Consider the following 17205-nt stretch of genomic DNA (forward strand, 5'->3'; position numbering starts at 1 on the left):
AGCTTGATCCAGATCAACGGCTCCCCGGGTTCGTGGCTTTCAAACCAGACCGGGTAGGACCGCAGATTGGAGGAAGAGCCATGCCGACAAATTCGAAGACGATCACGCTAGCGACGTCGATCTTCGCGTGTGCCATGCTGCTGTCTTTTGACTGGTCGGAGCAGAGCGGTGTCTCGATCTCTGTCCAAAGCGCGGTCGCGCGCGTCGGTCGCCCTTTGACGCCGGTCAGCGTCGCGGGTGTCGCCCGTCGCCAGACACGAAGGGCAGTGGTCGGAACCGCTGCTGTGGGAGCTGCGGCTGCGGCCGGCGCTTATGGCTATTATAACTATCCTTCCAGCGGTCAGGGTTTTGTCTGCACACCCGGCACGTATTTTCGTGGCGAGGATGGCCGCCAACACCTCTGCCAGTAAGCCGAGGTATCGAGGCTAGCGGGACGTAAGCCGTTGCCGATCACTCGATGGCAGAGGAGAGGCGTAACGCGGCACTCAGATCGTTGTCCAAATGCCGGAGGAACGGGGAGCTCGCTCCAGCCCCGGCAACACCGCTGCCAGCCACATTGAACGACGACTAGATCGATTCGGAGGACCAATGGCCGACACCCCAAAGCTCTCGGTCGAGAAAGCGCTCGAAAAGTTACGCAATAGCGATAAGCCAAAGTCGAAGGACGAGCGCCACGAGGAGAAAATGAGTGCGCTCGACGAAGAAATAAAGCGCATGAGAGCGCAGAGGCTGCGCCTGGATCGGCCCAAACGTAACCGCGACTAGGCGTTCCGTTGTTGCTTAAATCGGACCGTGCGATCCAGGCGGCACTATGCAGCGTCATGGCGAAAATCGCATGGATGAACACGCCGTTACGCTGGTCATAGCCCGAGGTGGACTGACCTGAAGTCGCGTGGCATTTCCTGAATGGTCAGACGCGTGTCCATATTTCCGATTCCGTGCCATTTGACCTAGATCAACCCGCGGCCGATCCGGTTGTGCGCTTCTTCTCGGCGACATCAATGAGAAGCAGCCCAGGAGTTTGTGATGACAAGGATTACAGCTGCCGCAGCGATTGCACTTTTGCTCACGACGTCGTCTCTCACCTGCGCAGCGGAGACATCTCCGACTGCCGGAGCAGCGCAGCCCAGCGCCGCCGACCTGAAAGCCTTGACGGATATGCGCGTCGGCATCGTCAAGGCCGCCTTGCAACTGACGCCCGACCAGGAGAAATACTGGCCGGCCATCGAGGATGCCATCCGCGCGCGAGCGAAGAATCGGCAAGTCCGGTTGGAGCGGATTGCCGAATTGCACGAGAAAGGCCCGATGGGCGCCCTCGGCGACGGCAGTCCGGTTGAACTCATGCAGCGACGGGCGGACCGGCTCATTCAACGCGGGACTGATCTCAAGAAGCTCGCGGATGCCTGGGAGCCACTCTACAAGACGTTGAGCGACGATCAGAAGAGGAGAATGGCCTTCGTATCGTTTGCTGTCATGCGGGGCATGCGAGACGCAATAGAGCATGACGACGAACCCGAGGATGAGGACGATTAGAGCCAGGCCGACAGGTGAGCCTACATGGCCGGCTTTGCCGAAGCTCGGTCGTCGTGGACGATCATGCAGATAATCTGGAGGTGAAGCATGTACCGGCATATTCTCATTCCGACAGATGGGTCGGAACTGGCGGAGCACGGAGTCGCGCACGGGGTAGCGCTCGCGAAATCCCTCGGAGCCAAGGTATCGGTGATCTTTGTCCTGGAGCCCCTTTCAGAGCTAGGGGCACGGTACCGTGAGGTGCTCGCCGGATATGCTGCGATACGCAAGGAACAGGCCACCAGCGCGCTGGATGGCGCGGCTCGTGCGGCCAGGGAGGCCGGTGTGTCCTGCGAGACGATCCAAGCGGAGAGCGGGCAACCGCATCAGGCCATCATCGCAGCGGCCAAGGACAAAGGCTGCGACCTTATTGTCATGTCATCGCATGGACGCAGCGGACTCTCCGCAGTTCTGATCGGCAGCGTGACAAACAAGGTGCTGACGCAGGCGAAGACCCCCGTGCTGGTTTGTCAGTGAACGCGCAGATCGCTCGATAGAAAGCGCCGGCGCCGGCCTCGAGCGCGAAGTTCACGCCCGCAAGGTTCTCGGCATCACGTCGAGGCCACGGTCAGCGCGCCGGATGGTCGCTCATGGCGAAGGCCGAGCGGCGGATGTTGAAGATCGGGTCGAGCGCAAGTCCTGCCTGTACAGCGCTTGGTTCAGTACGCCGAGATGGGTCAGAGCAGCTGCAAAACGGAAATGCGCGGCGGCGCAATTCCGGCTTGCGTCGAGGCGCCCGCGGGGTTCGGACGACAGCTTCAGCACCAAGGTTGAGCTGCAACAAACGCGACAAATCGGTTCGCGATGTCTACGCGGTCGTCGCCGATACGTCCTCGACCAGCCACTTGTAGAATGACGCCACTTCACGCCGCCGAAGCGCCTGTGGAGCCGCGACGACATAATAAGCCCAGCGAATTGGCCATCCGCGGTGGGGAAAAAGCTCGCAAAGGCGGTGGGTAGCGAGTTCATTGGAGACAAGCGCGCGGCGCACCAGCGCAACACCTTGGCCGGCGACCGCGGCTTGCACGACGGCCGCCGTGGCATTTATCCGCAGCGATGGCCTGCCATCGTGGGAGGACGCGCCGACAAAGGAAAAATAGTTCTCCCAGCCTGGAAGTCCGGCCCCGCGATGAGGCGTCGCGTCGTCGATCAGTGTTTGGCTCGCAAGCCATTTTCCGATGCTCTTTCGGTCTCGCGGCACGATCAGCGGGCTCGCAACCGCGATCACCTCTTCATCCATAAGTTTGGTGGCGGTCACGCCTTTCCAGGTCCCAGGTCCGCAGCGCAGGCCAACGTCGGCCTCGCCGCTGGTGAGATCGAGCAATCGGTCCGACACATCCAGACGGACGTCGATGCCACGATGGCTCCGATTGAAGCGTTCAAGGCGGAAAATCAGCCAATTCGCGACGAGTGCCTGGGAAGCGGTGACCAAAACAGTGGCCCGCGCCTTGGAGCCTCGCAGCCGCTTTACACCTTCCTCCAGTGCGTCGAGCCCGCGGGTGATCTCCTTGAGCGCGGCGTCCGCCTCCTCGGTAACCGAGAGCCGCTCCTTGCCCGAACGCGAGCGACGGAAGACGGGGCGGCCGGTCCAATCCTCGAGCCCGCGTACCAGCTGGCCGACAGCGGTGGCGGTGATCCCGAGCTCGGAGGCCGCGCCGGTGAAGGATCCGTGACGGGCGGCGGCCTCGAAAGCTTGGAGCGAGCGGAGGCGCGATAGCGATCTCATAGACCCTCAAGCATGGCACCGACGCAGTTTTTCTTCGTCGGCACTCTCTGTCTTACGCCTCGTGCGATCTCGGCGAAAGACCCATTGTGAGGCCGTTCAAGGAGCTGAGAAATGTACCTGGAAGGCCGGACAGCGTTGGTCACGGGCGGGTCGAGCGGAATAGGGCTCGCGACCGCCAAACTGTTCGCGTCTCATGGCGCACGCGTTGCGATCACCGGTCTCGACGAAGCCAGGCTCAAGGCGGCGGGAGCGCAAGTTGGAGCCGATGCGCTTGCGATACGCGCCGACGTGCGCTCGCTGGCCGACCTTGACGCGCTGCGCGACATGCTTGCTCGTGATTTCGGTCGGCTCGACATCCTTTTCGCCAATGCCGGCGTCGCGCTTTCAACACCGATCGAGACAACCGATGAAGCGCGTTACGCCGCGCTGATGGACGTCAACGTCAAGGGCGTATTTTTCACAGTGCAGGCGGTCCTCCCGCTGATGGGGCAGGGCGGGGTCATTGTCCTCAACACGTCGTGGCTCAGCAAGGTCGGCACATCAGGCCTGTCGCTGCTTTCGGCTTCCAAGGCGGCTGTACGCTCCTTTGCCCGCACACTGTCGGCAGAACTTCTGCCCAGAGGCATTCGGGTGAACGCAGTCAGCCCGGGGGCGATCGACACGCCGATCCGCAGGCGTGGCGGCTCGACCGAGGAAGAGGTGCGTGCGTCAAACGAAAGGCTTGCCGCGCGAATCCCGCTCAAGTGTCTCGGCGAGTCCGAAGACATCGCCAATGCTGCACTCTATCTGGCGAGCGATCTGTCTCGCTACGTCGTGGGCGCCGAAATCGTCGTCGATGGTGGATTTTCGGAGTTACGATGATGGAAATAAACGCTGATCTCTCAAATCTGGCCGTGGTGCATGCTTCCAGTATGCCGTGGTTGCCCAGCCCTTCCGTGGGCGTCGAGCGACGCATGCTGTACCGCGTGGGCGGCGAGCAGGCGATCGCGACCTCGCTCGTCCGCTATGCATCGGGCTCGGCGTTTTCTTCACACAGCCATCCCCAAGGCGAGGAGTTCCTGGTTCTCGATGGCGTTTTCGAAGACGAGCACGGGCGATATCCGAGCGGCAGCTACGTCCGAAACCCGCCCGGCTCGGCCCACGCACCGCGCTCGCGCGAAGGCTGCACCATCTTCGTGCGCCTGCGGCAGTTTCGTGACGACGACGAGCAGCATGTCGTGGACTTGCCGCCTTCATCGAACGGCGGAGGCGTGGCCATGGTGCCGCGGCCCCTGTTCGCCGGACCAGACGAGCACGTGGTCATCAAAGGATTTGAACGCGCCGGCATCGACTTCGCGATGCATGGCGGGCTGGAGCTGCTGATACTCGCAGGTGAGATCTACGCCTGCGGCGAGCGTCTCAAGCCATGGAGTTGGCTCCGTGTGCCTGCCGATATCCCGTTCATCGGTGAGGTGACCGCCGCCGGCTGCACGGCATGGATCAAAACTGCCGCGCCGTGGCCAGTCCGTCGGTGAAGATCAATCAAGACATCAGACAAGGGAAAACCTGCGTATGACGGACCTGCAATGGCTCGCCGCCACCATCCTGCTCACCTTGCTGGGTGCTCTTCCATATGTTCTGCAGCGAATCGTCACGATCGGGTTGCCGCGGACGCTCGGTAATCCGCGCGCCACTGACGCTGCGGAGGTCACGCCCTGGGCGCAGCGCGCGCGGAGCGCGCACGCCAACGCGGTCGAGAACCTCGTTGCGTTCGCGCCCGCACTCATCGCCGCCCACCTTCACAGCCCGCAAGCGCCGATATTGGTGACGGCCGCACAGGTCTACTTCTTCGCAAGGTTGGTGCACTACCTCGTTTACGCTGCCGGCGTGCCGGTCATCCGCACGCTGGCCTATTTCGTCAGTCTCGGCGCGACGCTGGCCGTCCTCTCGACCTTGCTGGCGTAGGCGCGCGGCTTCAAGCGTCCGGAATCGGATCGGGCACGCCGCGCGAGCGACGTGAGGCGAAGTTTGTTGTGAAGTTTCGAAGGATTGACCGACCATGGGGAATGAATTGCGGTTCGGGCCATCACACCGCTGGCGCGTACTTGGTGTTGGTGTTGCGGCGAACGGTGCGGTGGCAGCCGCGTTTGCCGGCATACCGGCGACTGCGGTGTTCGTTCGCTCTGGCTACCAACTCAGCAACGCCACGTTCGGCTGGGTCATCGGTGCCATGGGTCTCGGTCTGGCCGTCAGCGAACTGCCCTGGGGCCTGATGACGGACTGGCTCGGCGACCGTAAGGTGTTGTTGGCCGGGCTCAGCCTGACAGGCGTCGTGCTGGGACTGATGGCGCTGTTCGTCGCCCCGACGGCCGGAATTCCAACGGCATCATTTCTCGCTGCGGGTCTCCTCCTGGTGGGAATTATCGGGGGAAGCGTCAATGGCTCCAGCGGGCGTGCCGTGATGGCTTGGTTCCAGGAGGGCGAGCGGGGATTCGCGATGAGTCTGCGCCAGATGTCGGTGCCGGCCGGCGGTGCGGTCGGTGCACTCATTCTTCCTGCGTTGGCAAGGTATCTTGGTTTCGGCGCAGTCTACGGCGTTCTTGCCATCCTCTGTTTTGCCGTTGCGGCTTTTGCCTGGATTTGGCTGCATGAACCTCCGATGCCGCCGGCAGTTGCCTCAAGGCAATCGGAGCCCGAGCCGAATCCAGCGCGGGGTGTTCTGAGCAACGGCCAGATCTGGCGTACGGTCTGCGGCCTTGGTGCACTGTGCGTTCCGCAGGTCGTTGCCGTCACATTCGCCGCAGTTTTCTTGAACGACATCGGGCATCTTGGAACGGCTGCCATCAGCGCCAGCATCGTTACCTTTCAGCTTGGTGCCGCCTTTACGCGGGTGTGGAGTGGACGATTCACCGATCGGCATCGGAACAGAAGAAGTTTTCTCAGGGCATGCGCGCGGGCGACAGCGGCGATCTTTGGATCACTCGCGCTCCTTGTCGCCTTGGCCTCAGTTGCGCCAGGCTATGCGGGGCCTGCGATCGCCGTTGCCGTCGTGCTGATGATCATCGGAAGCACTGCAGCATCCACTTGGCACGGTATTGCCTATACAGAATTGGCGACGATCGCGGGCATGAAGCATGTCGGCGCGGCCCTCGGCCTCGGCAATACCTTTGCCTTTTCGACCTACTTCCTAACGCCGCTGGTGATACCGCTCGTTCTCGATGTCTCCGCGTGGCAGGGAGTATGGTTCATCGCCGCCGCTGCTGCGCTCGTTGCATCCTTTCTGTTTCCCACGCCGACTTCGCCCGATACCGGCGTATTCCGGCGAGGGCCAGTTACGGTTTGGCAGCAAAGCACCCGCAATAATTCATAAGTATGCGACGACGAACTGCGGATCGTTTGGCCGCAGGGGCTCGTTATTCTCGCCTTTGAACAGCGGACCGCCGCGCCAAGTGTAGAAGTACTTTTGCCTGGTACCGTCGGAGACCTTGGTCGCGCGCGCGACGCGAGGCAGCAGCTTTTTGCGCCTCACGCTCTTGTTTCCAGGCATCGTACGGGTCCAACAGTTCTGGCGCTGTCACCAGGGGAGGCGCCTTCAGTCGGATGTGAATTGTGTCGTCAGATCGAACCTCGCACTCGGGACCGGGTGCTATCGACCGCCGGATGAACGTGTAACCAATTGCGGCAACAGATCAGGGAAAGAAGAAGGGCATGAAGGGCATTCCGCCGTCGCCCCTTCTGCCTGCGTTGGCCTCGGCCTTCGGCCTTGCGGGTCTTGCCAGAACCTCCGCCTCGCGATCCCCGCTCCTGCGCTCGAGCCTGGCGGACGGGGCATGACGTGCCTTGCGCCTCTCGCATTCGTCGTCGTCATTGAGGAAGTAACCTGCGGCACAGGCAATCTTGACACAGCGATCGCCGTCTCGCCTAAGGCCGGATCCGCAAATCAACGGACAAACTCGCGCCGTTTTGAGCTTGATCGCGTCAAGCGCGTCGGCGTTTGCGGCTTTTGCGTCGAACTTGGTGCCGGCGTTCCGGTTGAACAGCTCCAGCGAGCGCCGCGATTCCGTGTCCCATTCCCCGCTGGGCGATCCCGTGAAGCAACCAACCCGGCGCAATTCGGTCTGTAGCAATTTGGCAACCGCGGCTGGTGCTGTTGGCTGCACGGTCGCCTGCGGACTGGGCAGCGCGGCCACCTTGGGACCCGCATTTGCGTTCGGCTCTCGCGGTTGTTCTGGCGCGGAAGGAGCCGCCGGCGCGGTGCTCTTAGCGGGGGTCGCGGCGCTCTCAGCCGCGAGACGCTTCTGTTCAGCCTGAGTCGCTTGTTGTTGCGCGACTTCCTTGGCTGCCTCAGCGGCGGCGCGGGCTTCCTGCGCTGCCTTCAGGTCCGAGGCCGCCTTGGCGAGCTGCGTCTGTTGCGCGCCCTGGTTGACGAGCCGGGCCTGTTCCTGCTCGGCCTGACGGGCTTTTTCGGCCGCCGCGGCACGCTTCTCCTCCGCATCAATCTTGGCGAGCTGAAGCTTTGCCAGATTTGTGTAGTAGCTGTCGGGGTACTGGGCGATGAAAAAGTTCAGTGCATCCTTGTTGCCGATCTGCAGCGCGAGCTCGTAGTCATACCGCATTTCGGACCGCGGCGTTGGCGCTGGGACGGCTTCCCGGGCAATTTCCTTGGTGGCTTCCTTGGCAACTTCCTTGGCCGGCACCAGCGGCACATCGTCGCCGCCAAGGGTGCCGTACACATACGGCTCCTGCCGATTGCCCGTTGCTTTCATTACGTCGTCGCGGACGAAACCGAACACCCTGCGCAAATCCAGGCCGGGAGTTCCGATATACTTCACCAGTGCGGATGCGTACGGACTGTTCTTGCTGTTGCCGTCCGACGCCGTCGAGCCAGCCTTGGCGGCGAAGGCCACGAGCGTATTCGATGTCGCGGGCTCAATGCGGGCAAGGCCGCGGCTGATCGCGCGCGAGCCAACCGTTCGCTTCATTTTGTCGGAGAAGGGATTGTTGCGGCAAGCGTCGAGAATCACAAGCCGCAGTTGCCTTGCCGGTTCAACGGCCAGCAGCACCCGATCGAGCGAAAACGCCTCGTCATAGATGTCCGTATCGCGCTCGAGGGTGGCATCGACCGGGATGAGATAGTTGGTGCCTTCGATCTCGATGCCGTGACCAGCATAGTAGACGACAGCAACATCCGCGTCGCGAGACTGGTCGGCAAAATCGCGCAGCGTACGTCGCATCTCGGCCGCCTGAAGATCCAGGCGAGTTTGAACCACGTCAAAACCCGCATTCTTCAGTGTCGCCTCGACAATCTGGGCGTCATTGACTGGGTTCGAAAGGGGCGCCGCGTTCTTGTATGAAGAATTGCCAATAACGAGGGCGACACGGTTTGCAGCCGATGCCGGCTGACAGCACAGCAGCACGATAAGAAAGAAGCAAATTTGTCGCAGTTTTACAAAGCAGCGTGCACGCATGGCAATGCCACTGTTCAAATGAATGTCTAGATATGTGCCGTCACGACCGAAACGGTTCAATCAAATGTCGATGATCCGCAAGGGATATGCGGAAAGTGGAACCGGGCCGGCAAGATGGCGTGCCCTGGCCAGGCCGATTGACCTTCGCAGGAGCGTGGCCTTTAGTAATCGCGATTTTCGGGCGAGATCAGTGCTGTGACTGACGTAAAGCTCGGCCAGACGGCCCCCGCGACAGCCAGCAACGGGAACGCCAATTTGGGCGTCAACCCCTGGCTGGACTGGACCGCGAGAACCGCAGTGATCATCATCTACGGCGGGTCTGCTGTTGTCGGAGCCGCTGGTATCCCTCACTTGTTCCCGTTGGACAGCTTTCCCGAACTGCTGATGGTCGCTGCCCACATGGCAAACGTGCTCTTTCTCAGCCTGGTGGCAGTGACGACCATGACCCGCCTGGTCCCCATCATGAAGTCGAAGGGCATTGAGACGCGGATATCAGCCTTGTTGGGCACTTTCCTAAGCATCGCGCTCGCGTTCCTTCCAAAGGCGGAGCTCGGTCCAATCTGGTCGATCCTGTCCACGGCACTGATCCTGGTGGCGACCTCACTGTGTATTGTGGTCCTTCGCTGGTTGGGCAAATCCTTCAGCATTCTGGCCGAGGCAAGGCGCCTTGTGACGAACGGGCCTTACCGAATCGTCCGCCATCCCCTCTACCTCTGTGAGATGGTTGCCCTGATCGGCGTGACACTCCAGGTGCTTTCACCGCTCGCCGCGCTCATCGCGATTGTGGTTGTGACGATTCAATGCCGGCGCATGATCAACGAAGAGCGGATTCTCCGGCTGGCTTTCCCCGAATATGACGCCTACGCTGCGAGAACGCCCTTCCTGATCCCGGCAAGACTGATCCCCACTTGCATGGGGCGATTGGCTGGTCACGCGGGCCGGAAGCTGTCGACCAAGGCCGTCGATCCGCAAGCCTGACGCCGCGCTGCGCGGCGATCCCGATGTCACCTGTAGAAGCCGGGACGACCGAGGGACTCGTCTCGGCAGACCGCGGATACCGGCGAGGGCCAGTTACGGTTTGGCAGCGACGTACCCGTAATAATTCATAACAAAGTCCCCAATGGAGAGGGGCTTCTGAGCGCCGCCCTTGCCCGGATGCGGGATCGCGTAATCTCCCTTGCCCCATGTGAAGATCGTCGTCGTCACGTTTCCGTTCGACACTTGTATCCTGTCACGCAAGACGACCCAGTGCCTCGTCAACACGGAGCCTTCATCCGACTGGTCGTCATACTCGATCATGTTGGCGCTTATGAAAAGGCATACGCGATATCCGCCGGCGAGCAGGGCGTTGGCTTCGTTGACGCTGTCGATGCCCTTGCTGAATTTCAGATTGGTCTCCTCGCGCACGTCCCGGTATCCCGCCTTGCGGAACCATTGCTCCATTTCACTCGGCAGCGTGATCCCCGCGACATCGCTTATTCTGCCGGTGTCGTCAAAATCGAGGAACCAATTTTCGGAGTCGCGGATGGAGGCGCATGTCAGCCAATCGACGTGATCCAGCGAGTAGGGCGGCGTGTAGTTCTTCACGTCCTTTCCCGGCTTGATCAGCAGGCGGCCGAGGCTCGCCTGCCCCTTCTGATACAGGTCGATGGCGAACCGCGCATACTGCCCCGGCTTGTCGGACGCGTAGCTGAACATCAGCGCGGATGGACCACACATGCTTGCCTGATCCTGATCGATCAGGCTCGGCTTCGCAATGCGCCTGAGAATCCCGATCCCGACGCGGTGCGGGTCGAGCTTCGGAAAGAATGTGGTCCTCGTATTCTTGAGGAAATCACAGACCATCTCCGCGGCGAGCTTCTTTTGATCCGAATTGAGGTCATACGGTCCAACTCCAAGCCACTTCTTCTTTTCGTCGCCGACGAAGAGCGTGATGAGCTTTTTCGAAGTCGGAGAGAGCGTTCTGGAGGTGCTCGCAATGGTGGTCAGGTCGTCCAGCTCGAATGAAGTGACCGTGCCGTCCGCGACGGTCGCCCTGATGATATCGACCACTTCCGCGTAATCCAGCTTGGAATCGTCGAGCAAGCCCTTGCGAAGCGCGGCATCGACGGATGGCGTAGAAATCGCATCCCATTGACCCTTTGGAGGGGAAGGCTTGGCGGCCGCCTTTGTCGCGAGGTCAACGAGCCGGCTGAACGTTGGCCCGCCAGGCCGAATATAGCCGTCGGGCGTGCCCGGGAAGTTTTTCTGCTGGAAATACAGAATCGAGCTGTAGAGGCTGTCGCTGGCGTGACCGGTCACGACAATTTGCGGTTTGAGCGTGGTCTCGGCGCCTCCGTCGGAAATGGCGATCTTGTTGAGCAGCGAAATGACCAGCTCCTGGTCTTGCTTCCAGTTCTGGCAGCTGCGACCCGTCGCGGCAAACCGACCGACTTTGTCTTTCAATTGCGGCATGACTGATCACCAGCAATGTGGTCGTCATCAGTGGCGGAACGTCAGCGCTCGCCTCTCGGCTTGGAGCCCAGCAGATCGTGCGTCCCACTGACGCTCAACGTTCCCGAGCATTCGAATCCGCCGAAAATTCCGCAGGACCCGGTGACCGTAACGCGAAAGTTCTTTCGTTGAAATATGTCGAGCGAAACGCCAAATCGCGAAAAATCGTTGGCGCTGTTCGGCAGGATCAGGTCGATGTGATCGATCGCCCAACGCGGCAGGTGAGGGTTGCTCTTCCAGAACAGTTCATTGACGGCGTGGTGCCCGAAATTCGGTCCGACCGTGAGGGCGCCGTCTGCGCCCTCGAACACGAAGCCCGTCTCGTCGATGTGAACGTTGACCCGGTCGGGTGCTACTGCGAAATGCAGCGACGTGATGTCTTGCGGCTGCGGGTCCTTGCCGAACTGCGCACTATAGTCGTCGCTCCATTGCCCTCGGCCGCGCCCAAGCCCGAAGCCGTGCCGGCCCGGAAGGTCTCGCGTCGAGAGCGGCCGGTCGGATAGCTTTGGGCGCCAGATCTCCCGAAATCCGGTGCCGATTGTCGCTGCCATCGACAGATCGAGGGCCCAATGCGACGGTTTCTCCGGGCTTTTCCCTTCGGCGAAGGCGTCGAATCCGTCCGACGTCTTGGCAATCCGCAACACCTTGATCAGGTCTTCCCAATCCTTCGGCAGGAACGTCACGCCGTCGAGCGTGCTCGTCGCGGCCGCCACGCCATACTTCTCCAATTGACGTCGGATATAGGCCTTTTCGTCATAGAGGCGGACATTGGGATTCGGCCCCGCGAAATATTTCGACAGATCGATCTGTGGCCGAAGCATGGTTAGCCGCGCGGCGATCTTCCGGTACGTGTCGGTCGTGGTCGGATCGGTGGTCGTCACGGGGCCGCCCTTCGAGTCAAAGCCAGTCTTTGATTGGTCTGGTCCGGACGGAGCCGGGTTCAACTGAACCTCCCAACCGGAAAGGCCGACCACCATTCGTGGAGCAATGTAAAGAGCAAGGACGATCTGATGTCACTTCGGAGCAGGGTGCTAGACGTGCTCAACGGCCCGGCGGTCGCGCGCATGCGCTTCCGGTTTCCGATCCGTGGCAGCCACGTGACGATTGCACCGCAAACGTTCCATCATGTCGCACGCGCGATCCGGTTGGGACAGGTCAGCGTCGGAGTTCCGACGGACCTCGCGGCAGGTGTTGCGGCACAATATAACGATGTCGCGCGAACACGAGCGGATGGTACCGTCGTCGCGGCGAATACGCTGGAGGTCGTGTCGGCGACGGGGCGGATGGACGAAGCCTATATCGTCCATGAGGCCTTGCATGCGGCTTACGATCTGCTGCGCACCGGCCTTGACGCCAATGCGGAGGAGGCGTCCGCCTATGTCTGCACTGCGCTTTATTGCCGCATGACAGGCCTACCGCGACCCCGCTGGGCGAATGGCCCGATCTACGCCAATGCCGCAGAGGTCGCCCGAACGCTGCTGTCGCAATATCAGAAGGGTGATCCCGGCATTCCCTGGGTCGGCGAACATGAATGGCGGATGCTGCGCGCCGGTGTGGGCTTTAATTCGGTCTATGCCAGCGGACCCGGCGGCATTCTCACCGGATGGCTCCTCGGCCAACAATACACCCACGATGGCTGAGGGGACGGGGCTGCGTCCGCTCCACAAACTGGCGGGCCGGCCCGCTGCCGCCAGTTCCTTACCGAGGTCGACGCGGTGAAAGCGTCAGGCCACCAGCAAACCCAGCTTTCCGACTGTCGCCAGTGAACGGTCAACGCTGTCTCGGGTCGAGAGCAGCAACGGCTCGGCGGGCTGCCCGGCGTCATCCAGTTGTTTGACCTGGATGGTTGGTCCGAAGAGTTCAGTCATTTCGGCCGCAATTTGCCCGATCGTCCGAGAGCCGTCGAGCAACTGCAGGAACTGGCGCGTCTTGTCGTCCTCCAACTGTACGGTCTGGTGGAGCAGATTGGTGACCAGCGGGCCGGTCTGCGCTTGTCTGCGGGCGAGCAGGCTCGCCTGCGGGCGTTCTGTGGCTTCCTTCACGAGAAAGGGTGGAGATTTCAGAAAGGACACCTCTCCGCTGCATGCCAGGATGTATAGCGCTTCCGTCAATATGAGTTGGTCATCGCCTGTTTGCCGGCCCTCGAGCAGCGTCCGGGCGCCATCGAGCAGTTCAGTGAATGAGAGTGCGCGCGGCCAAGCCCGGCCGAGACAAAGATGCGCAGCCTTCAGGAGCGGCTTGGTCACCGTGATTCGGCTGCCGTCCTGAGTCTCAAATTCCATCTCGGACTCGTCGGTCAGGCAGACGTCGGGGCGACGTGGGCTGGTGGAACTCAGCAGATAGAACCGGGTGATGAAGTCGAGATCGACCTTGCGGGCAAGGGAGATGCCCTCGTGGCAGAGCAACGTACGCCGAAACCCGTTGCCGTCGATGAAGTCCTGATACTGATCGCGCGCCATGAATTCGCTTTCGGGAAAGCGTTGCAGCGTGGCGCGGACCTCTTCGCTGTAACCGGCCAGATAGCGTCGCGAGAAATCGGAGTCGCTCAGATATTGCAGCCCGTGCCGTCCAGCGTCTTCGACGACTTCGTGCAACAGGAAGGCCGTCGCGCCCTGATCGAGATCGTCGTGAAAAAGCAGTTCGTCCGGAGCCTTGAGGACGCGGTTGCACTGGTCGCGCATGACTGCACCGTGCACCGAGTTGGGCTTCGATCCTTCGCTGAGAAATTTCACGATGGCGCGAGCTTGTCCCACTTTTTCCTTCATGCCGGTGATGTGCCTTGTGTGGTAGCGCATCATGTCGCGGACCATGTCGCGGAGATGCGAGAACGGGTGCGCGTTATAGCTGACGTAGCAGAGCCCCTGGAGTGCCAAGTTCTGCTTGAAGATGGCCATCATCTTCTCGCGCACGTTCGGGGGTACCCATGAATACACGCCATGCGCGATGATGTAGTCGAACTGTCCGAAGTCGGCGTCGACATCCATGATGTCGCAATGCAGAAGCTTGATGTTGCTCAAGCCTAATGCGGCGATATTTCGTTGGCCGCGCTCGATGGTGGCGCCGCTCAGGTCGATACCGATGAACTCGCTGTCCGGATATTGAAAGGCCATCGGCAACAGGTTGCCGCCAACGCCGCAGCCGAGTTCGAGAACCCGGCAGCGCTCGACTGGAGCCGGCTGCATGCCATAGACCGTTGCGATTGCCGCCAGATGGTTCGGATGAGTGTGTCCGTAGACATGCCCGGGATAATACACCTCATCGTATGGCGTCGTACCGGTGGTCGGCGGGCGGTGCTCGGTCTGGATGTTCATCGCAGTCAGTTCCACGAATATGCAAACTTGTCGTTCACGATCGAGACCCGCGTCTGCTTGACTTCCTCCTTGGCGAGAGACTTGCTGAGGAACTCACGCGACAGTTCGGGCAGCAGCGTGTTGGTGATGATGTTATCGATCATCCGCCCGCCGGAGTCCGGATCGTTGCAGCGGGATACGATGTGCTCGACGACTGCATCGTCGTAGCCGAAGGCAGCCTTGTGATTATCGCGGAGGCGCTGTCCGATCCGGTCGAGCTGCAATCTGACGATGCCGGCAAGCATCTCGTCGGAAAGCGGAAAGTAGGGGATCGAAACAATGCGCCCAAGCAACGCGGCAGGGAACACCTTCAGTAATTCGGGCCGCAGCAGCCTGGCGAGTTCTTCCGGCTCGTTGCGATACTTTGGATCGCGCGCCAGACCCATGATGAGATCAGTGCCGACGTTTGTGGTCAGAATGATCAACGTGTTCTTGAAGTCGATCCGCCGACCGTTACCGTCTTCCATGACCCCCTTATCGAACACCTGGAAGAAAATCTCGTGGACGTCGGGATGGGCCTTCTCCACCTCGTCGAGCAGGATAACGCTGTAGGGCTTGCGCCGGACCGCTTCGGTGAGCCGACCGCCTTCACCATAGCCGACATAACCCGGAGGTGCTCCCTTCAAGGTCGAGACCGTGTGCGCTTCCTGGAACTCCGACATGTTGATCGTGATCATGTTCTGCTCGCCGCCATAAAGGGTTTCGGCAAGCGCAAGGGCAGTTTCCGTCTTGCCCACCCCAGACGGTCCAGCCAGCATGAAAACGCCAATCGGCTTGGACGGGTTGTCCAACTTGGCGCGGCTGGTCTCGATTCTCTTGGCAATCATCGTCAGTCCATGGGACTGGCCGACCACGCGGCGATTGAGGATTTCGGGCAGCTTCAGGACGGTCTCGATTTCGTCGCGCATCATTCTGCCGGTCGGGATACCAGTCCAGTCAGACACGACAGAGGCCACCGACTGCTGGTCCACATGGGCATAGATCATCCGCTTTTCCGGATTGATGCCCTCCAGGGTCTCAAACTTGCCGCGTAACTCCACGCGTTTCGTGGCCCGATCTTCGTCTCCGCTCCCGGAGAGGATTTCGCGGATGCTGCGGATGTCCTTGACGAGCTCCTGTTCCTTGGCCCAATCGGCCTCCAGGCCGGTCAGCTTGTCCTTCAGCGCCGCTATGTCGCCGTCGATTGCCGTAATGCGCTCGCTGTTCTCGTCCCCGAGATCGTCGTCGCTGACCAGCGCCGATCGTTCGGCCTCGCGCGCCGCTATTGCGACGCGAGCGTCCTCGATCAGGGCCGGCGTTGCGCTCTGGCTGATGGCTACCCGTGCCGAGGCTGTGTCCAGCAGGCTGACCGCCTTGTCCGGCAGCTGTCGGGATGGAATGTAGCGATGCGACAGGTTGACCGCGGTCACGATCGCGGCGTCCGAAATGCGAACGCCATGATGCTTCTCCATCGGGCCGAGGAGGCCGCGCAGCATGATGCAGCAGGTCGCGACATCCGGCTCATCGACCTGGATCGGCTGGAAGCGCCGTGTGAGTGCGGGGTCCTTCTCGATGTACTGGCGATACTCTGCCCAGGTGGTGGCGGCGATCGTACGCAGCGTGCCGCGGGCGAGGGGAGGCTTAAGGAGATTGGCCGCGTCACCGGTGCCGGCCGCGCCACCAGCGCCGATCAGCGTGTGGGCTTCGTCGATGAACAGGATGATGGGGGTAGGGGAATTCTGTACCTCGTCGATCACCGAGCGCAGGCGCTGCTCGAACTCGCCCTTCATCGAGGCGCCGGCCTGCATCAGGCCGATGTCGAGCGCGCAGAGCCTGACGTTGCGCAGTGGCGGCGGCACTTCGCCAGCGGCAATGCGCTGCGCAAAACCCTCGACCACGGCGGTCTTGCCGACGCCGGCTTCGCCGGTGAGAATTGGATTGTTTTGCCGCCGGCGCATCAACACGTCGATCAATTGGCGGATCTCGTCGTCTCGACCGAGGATCGGGTCCATCTGGCCCGACTTGGCCTTGGCGGTGAGATCCTGGGAGAACCGGTCGAGTGGTGTTGTTCCTTTGGGACTTGCCCGGTCCGCGCCGTCAGTGCCGGCACCGGCCAATCCGGAGCCGTCCATCGGACGCATGGTCTCTTCCTCGGAGCCTGCCCAGACAGCGCGGTGCTCCGCAGCCAATGCGTCTACGTTTATCTTGGCGAATTCCTGCGAGATGTTGTTGAGCGCACGACGGATCTCATTCGATTTCAGTCCGGCGACCAGGAGATGGCCTGTGCGGATCTGGGTCTCGCCAAAGAACAGCGTGGCGTAGTGCCAGCCCCGGTCGAGAATATCGATGACCGAATTGGCGACCCCGGGCATGTCGGTTTCGTTCTTGCGGAAGCCGTTGATGACGCCTGCGAGGTCCGACAGAAGCCGCGCGCGGTCGAGCTTGTAGTGATCCACCGCGAGGCTGAGGTCCGTCCTTTCCTGCTGCAGGATGTGAAACAGCCAGTGTGCGAGCTCGATGTTGCGGTTGCTCGCGCTTTTTGCGTGGCGCAGGGCTTGTATGAAGGCATCGTAGCCAGCGCGGTTCAGTTTTCCAGTCACGGCCTCAAGGCTGATGTCGGTCACGGTGGGGCCTCCTG

17 protein-coding genes are annotated in these 17205 nt (G+C 61.3%); 10 read left to right on the forward strand and 7 right to left on the reverse strand.

All coding sequences use genetic code 11. The features are described 5' to 3' along the window. Window positions 1–80: 80 nt before the first annotated feature. From K359_RS64405 to K359_RS0115635, 4 genes are all read left to right on the forward strand, one after another. Entirely contained in the window at window positions 81–410 is a 330-nt protein-coding gene (locus tag K359_RS64405) for a hypothetical protein (RefSeq protein WP_063618930.1), read from the forward strand. Window positions 411–588: 178 nt separating this feature from the next. Further along, window positions 589–765 carry a hypothetical protein gene (locus tag K359_RS63295; RefSeq protein WP_165124350.1) on the forward strand — a complete coding sequence of 59 codons (177 nt, stop codon included), beginning with the start codon at window positions 589–591 and terminating at the stop codon, window positions 763–765. 261 nt (window positions 766–1026) lie between these two features. Then, window positions 1027–1533, forward strand: coding sequence for a Spy/CpxP family protein refolding chaperone (locus K359_RS0115630; protein WP_029080183.1), 507 nt, complete (start codon window positions 1027–1029; stop codon window positions 1531–1533). Between the two features lie 87 nt (window positions 1534–1620). Continuing rightward, window positions 1621–2049, forward strand: a complete 429-nt coding sequence (locus tag K359_RS0115635; RefSeq protein WP_029080184.1) for a universal stress protein — start codon at window positions 1621–1623, stop codon at window positions 2047–2049. Window positions 2050–2380: 331 nt separating this feature from the next. Here the strand turns inward: K359_RS0115635 and K359_RS0115640 are convergent, their stop codons facing one another. Continuing rightward, window positions 2381–3298, reverse strand: coding sequence for a LysR substrate-binding domain-containing protein (locus K359_RS0115640; RefSeq protein WP_029080185.1), 918 nt, complete (start codon window positions 3296–3298; stop codon window positions 2381–2383). Window positions 3299–3409: 111 nt separating this feature from the next. On the opposite strand from K359_RS0115640, the gene K359_RS0115645 reads away from it, so the two are divergent. The 4 genes from K359_RS0115645 (at window position 3410) to K359_RS52085 (ending at window position 6647) form a co-directional block, all read left to right on the forward strand. Then, on the forward strand, window positions 3410–4159 hold the full coding sequence (locus K359_RS0115645; RefSeq protein WP_029080186.1) for an SDR family oxidoreductase: 750 nt from the start codon (window positions 3410–3412) through the stop codon (window positions 4157–4159). Further along, on the forward strand, window positions 4156–4812 hold the full coding sequence (locus K359_RS52080; protein ID WP_084518403.1) for a cupin domain-containing protein: 657 nt from the start codon (window positions 4156–4158) through the stop codon (window positions 4810–4812). The genes K359_RS0115645 and K359_RS52080 overlap by 4 nt, the downstream gene beginning before the upstream one ends. A 37-nt stretch (window positions 4813–4849) precedes the next feature. Then, complete coding sequence (locus K359_RS0115655; protein ID WP_029080187.1) at window positions 4850–5242, forward strand: MAPEG family protein; 393 nt, start codon at window positions 4850–4852, stop codon at window positions 5240–5242. A gap of 94 nt (window positions 5243–5336) precedes the next feature. Continuing rightward, complete coding sequence (locus K359_RS52085) at window positions 5337–6647, forward strand: MFS transporter (protein ID WP_063618931.1); 1311 nt, start codon at window positions 5337–5339, stop codon at window positions 6645–6647. Here the strand turns inward: K359_RS52085 and K359_RS0115665 are convergent. Together K359_RS0115665 and K359_RS0115670 are read right to left on the reverse strand one after the other, a co-directional pair. Then, window positions 6642–6806 carry a hypothetical protein gene (locus K359_RS0115665; RefSeq protein WP_156928505.1) on the reverse strand — a complete coding sequence of 55 codons (165 nt, stop codon included), beginning with the start codon at window positions 6804–6806 and terminating at the stop codon, window positions 6642–6644. The two genes, K359_RS52085 and K359_RS0115665, sit on opposite strands and share 6 nt — an antisense overlap. Window positions 6807–6966: 160 nt before the next feature. Then, complete coding sequence (locus tag K359_RS0115670; RefSeq protein WP_029080189.1) at window positions 6967–8745, reverse strand: caspase family protein; 1779 nt, start codon at window positions 8743–8745, stop codon at window positions 6967–6969. Between the two features lie 195 nt (window positions 8746–8940). Between K359_RS0115670 and K359_RS0115675 the strand changes: the two genes are divergently transcribed. Then, the gene (locus K359_RS0115675) at window positions 8941–9723 is read left to right on the forward strand and encodes an isoprenylcysteine carboxylmethyltransferase family protein (protein WP_029080190.1); all 783 of its coding nucleotides are present in this window, start codon (window positions 8941–8943) and stop codon (window positions 9721–9723) included. A gap of 93 nt (window positions 9724–9816) precedes the next feature. Here K359_RS0115675 and K359_RS0115680 read toward each other — a convergent pair whose 3' ends face one another. Both K359_RS0115680 and K359_RS0115685 read right to left on the reverse strand, forming a co-directional pair. Further along, complete coding sequence (locus K359_RS0115680) at window positions 9817–11199, reverse strand: hypothetical protein (RefSeq protein ID WP_029080191.1); 1383 nt, start codon at window positions 11197–11199, stop codon at window positions 9817–9819. A 41-nt stretch (window positions 11200–11240) separates the two neighbouring features. Next, window positions 11241–12119, reverse strand: coding sequence for a hypothetical protein (locus K359_RS0115685; protein WP_029080192.1), 879 nt, complete (start codon window positions 12117–12119; stop codon window positions 11241–11243). A 129-nt stretch (window positions 12120–12248) separates the two neighbouring features. On the opposite strand from K359_RS0115685, the gene K359_RS0115690 reads away from it, so the two are divergent. Beyond that, entirely contained in the window at window positions 12249–12878 is a 630-nt protein-coding gene (locus tag K359_RS0115690) for a hypothetical protein (protein ID WP_029080193.1), read from the forward strand. 84 nt (window positions 12879–12962) lie between these two features. Here the strand turns inward: K359_RS0115690 and K359_RS0115695 are convergent, their stop codons facing one another. Further along, on the reverse strand, window positions 12963–14549 hold the full coding sequence (locus K359_RS0115695) for a methyltransferase regulatory domain-containing protein (RefSeq protein ID WP_035976660.1): 1587 nt from the start codon (window positions 14547–14549) through the stop codon (window positions 12963–12965). A 5-nt stretch (window positions 14550–14554) separates the two neighbouring features. Then, on the reverse strand, window positions 14555–17191 hold the full coding sequence (tssH, locus tag K359_RS0115700; protein ID WP_029080195.1) for a type VI secretion system ATPase TssH: 2637 nt from the start codon (window positions 17189–17191) through the stop codon (window positions 14555–14557). Window positions 17192–17205 lie beyond the last annotated feature (14 nt).

Origin of the sequence: Bradyrhizobium sp. th-b2, from assembly GCF_000426785.1 — a bacterium.
Lineage (GTDB): Bacteria > Pseudomonadota > Alphaproteobacteria > Rhizobiales > Xanthobacteraceae > Bradyrhizobium > Bradyrhizobium septentrionale.

Bases quoted from the DNA above. Each gene is read 5' to 3' on its own strand.
- K359_RS52080 (WP_084518403.1), top strand. From the start codon at position 4,156: ATGATGGAAATAAACGCTGATCTCTCAAATCTGGCCGTGGTGCATGCT.
- K359_RS0115635 (WP_029080184.1), top strand. From the start codon at position 1,621: ATGTACCGGCATATTCTCATTCCGACAGATGGGTCGGAACTGGCGGAG.
- K359_RS0115695 (WP_035976660.1), bottom strand. From the start codon at position 14,549: ATGAACATCCAGACCGAGCACCGCCCGCCGACCACCGGTACGACGCCA.
- K359_RS0115680 (WP_029080191.1), bottom strand. From the start codon at position 11,199: ATGCCGCAATTGAAAGACAAAGTCGGTCGGTTTGCCGCGACGGGTCGC.
- K359_RS0115640 (WP_029080185.1), bottom strand. From the start codon at position 3,298: ATGAGATCGCTATCGCGCCTCCGCTCGCTCCAAGCTTTCGAGGCCGCC.
- K359_RS0115645 (WP_029080186.1), top strand. From the start codon at position 3,410: ATGTACCTGGAAGGCCGGACAGCGTTGGTCACGGGCGGGTCGAGCGGA.
- K359_RS0115630 (WP_029080183.1), top strand. From the start codon at position 1,027: ATGACAAGGATTACAGCTGCCGCAGCGATTGCACTTTTGCTCACGACG.
- K359_RS63295 (WP_165124350.1), top strand. From the start codon at position 589: ATGGCCGACACCCCAAAGCTCTCGGTCGAGAAAGCGCTCGAAAAGTTA.
- K359_RS64405 (WP_063618930.1), top strand. From the start codon at position 81: ATGCCGACAAATTCGAAGACGATCACGCTAGCGACGTCGATCTTCGCG.
- K359_RS52085 (WP_063618931.1), top strand. From the start codon at position 5,337: ATGGGGAATGAATTGCGGTTCGGGCCATCACACCGCTGGCGCGTACTT.
- K359_RS0115655 (WP_029080187.1), top strand. From the start codon at position 4,850: ATGACGGACCTGCAATGGCTCGCCGCCACCATCCTGCTCACCTTGCTG.
- K359_RS0115690 (WP_029080193.1), top strand. From the start codon at position 12,249: ATGTCACTTCGGAGCAGGGTGCTAGACGTGCTCAACGGCCCGGCGGTC.
- K359_RS0115670 (WP_029080189.1), bottom strand. From the start codon at position 8,745: ATGCGTGCACGCTGCTTTGTAAAACTGCGACAAATTTGCTTCTTTCTT.